Below are 1369 nucleotides of genomic sequence, written 5' to 3'. Positions count from 1 at the left end.
GGGGGCGCCGGGGCCGCTGCTCATCGCTGTGCGGGCGGAATCTGCCGCAGGGCGGCGGCGAAGGCCGCGTGGGCGGCCGGGTCCACGGGCCGGTGGCGCACCACGGTGCTGGCGGGGTCGTTGCCCAGGAAATTGTTGCCCTTGTGGTTGTGCGCGGGCCGGATCGGGCGCGGGGCGAAGCCGCCGCCGCAGTTGGGGCACACGTTGCCGAGCACGTGGTCCACGCAGTCGGCGCAGAAGGTGCACTCGAAGCTGCAGATGCGCGCATCGGGCGAGGCGGGCGGCAGGGCGGTGTTGCAGTGTTCGCAGGTGGGGCGCAGTTCCAGCATGGCGCGTCTTCTTTCGTCGTGATGGCGGAGGGGGGGTGGACGGGGTGGGGGGCGGAAAGGGCGGGAATCAGGCTGCGGCGGCCACGCGCTCCAGCGCCTGGGCGGCGGTGCACACGGTGGCGAAGCGGTCCTGCAGCACGGTGGCCGTGCGGTCCCGGATGTCGGCGGCGGTGAGCGTGCGGCCGTCGGGCTGCACCATGTCCCAGGTGAGCGTGGCATCGAGGGCGTAGTCCACCTGCCAGCCCAGGTCGGAGGCATGGCGGGTGGTGGTCTCGCAGCACTGCTCGGTGCGGATGCCGCTCACGATCAGGCGCTGGATGCCGTGCTGCGTCAGCCAGACGGCCAGGCCCGTGTCCACCAGTGCGCTGTGGCGCGATTTGGTGAAGGTGGCGGTGGCGTCGAACGGCGCCAGGCCCTCCAGCGGGCGCACGTGGCCGGACTCGATGGCGAACGGGTTGCCGGCCTCGGCGGGGCCGTCGCTGTGGAAGATGCGCACCACCGGCACGCCCCGGGCCACGCAGCCCTCGATGAGTGCGTTCTGCGCGGCGAGGTACGGCGGCAGGCTCTGCGCGGTGAAATAGGGCCGCTGGCGGAACGATTCCTGCGCGTCGATCACTATGAGACAGGTTTTCATGGGGGCGCTTCGATGGGTGGTGGAGTATGGCGCTGATTTTGAGAGCAGCGGCGGCCGGCGTCCGGCCCGGGGCGGCCAGGGATCGATCATTTCAGGACATGTTTCGATGGCGCGCGGCCTGCGGGTTTGTAGTCCGTGGCGCCCAATTCCAGTTCTGGCAGGCCCAAAAAATGCTGCACTGCAACAAAACTGGTATGGTGAACCCGCTACCCCGCCGATTGGACGACCGCCCATGCCCCGCAGCTCCCGCCTGTTTTCCCTGTCCGTTTTCACCCGGGCCTACCAGCGCAACCTGAAGGCGCTGGCCCGCGCCACGCGCCCCGCGCGGGTGAAGGCGGCCGCCAAGCCCCTGCTGTCGCTGGTGAATGCCGCCACCCCCAAGGCCCGGGCGCCGCGCAAGGTGCCG

Annotated in this window: 2 protein-coding genes; both read right to left on the bottom strand. The window is 70.8% G+C overall.

From position 1 onward, the window contains the following. Window positions 1–20: 20 nt before the first annotated feature. Window positions 21–329: a DUF1272 domain-containing protein gene (locus AC27KI_RS24890; protein WP_284405881.1), complete on the bottom strand. Its 309-nt coding sequence runs from the start codon at window positions 327–329 to the stop codon at window positions 21–23. Window positions 330–396: 67 nt separating this feature from the next. Continuing rightward, on the bottom strand, window positions 397–963 hold the full coding sequence (locus AC27KI_RS24885; protein WP_487116459.1) for a cysteine hydrolase family protein: 567 nt from the start codon (window positions 961–963) through the stop codon (window positions 397–399). Window positions 964–1369 lie beyond the last annotated feature (406 nt).

The sequence above is a fragment of the Acidovorax sp. KPB24-03 genome, assembly GCF_057546605.1.
Note: the sequence above shows the minus strand (reverse complement) of the source record. Positions and strands in the feature narration are given on the sequence as shown.

Coding starts and splice junctions, on each gene's coding strand:
- AC27KI_RS24885 (WP_487116459.1), bottom strand. CDS start 963: ATGAAAACCTGTCTCATAGTGATCGACGCGCAGGAATCGTTCCGCCAG.
- AC27KI_RS24890 (WP_284405881.1), bottom strand. CDS start 329: ATGCTGGAACTGCGCCCCACCTGCGAACACTGCAACACCGCCCTGCCG.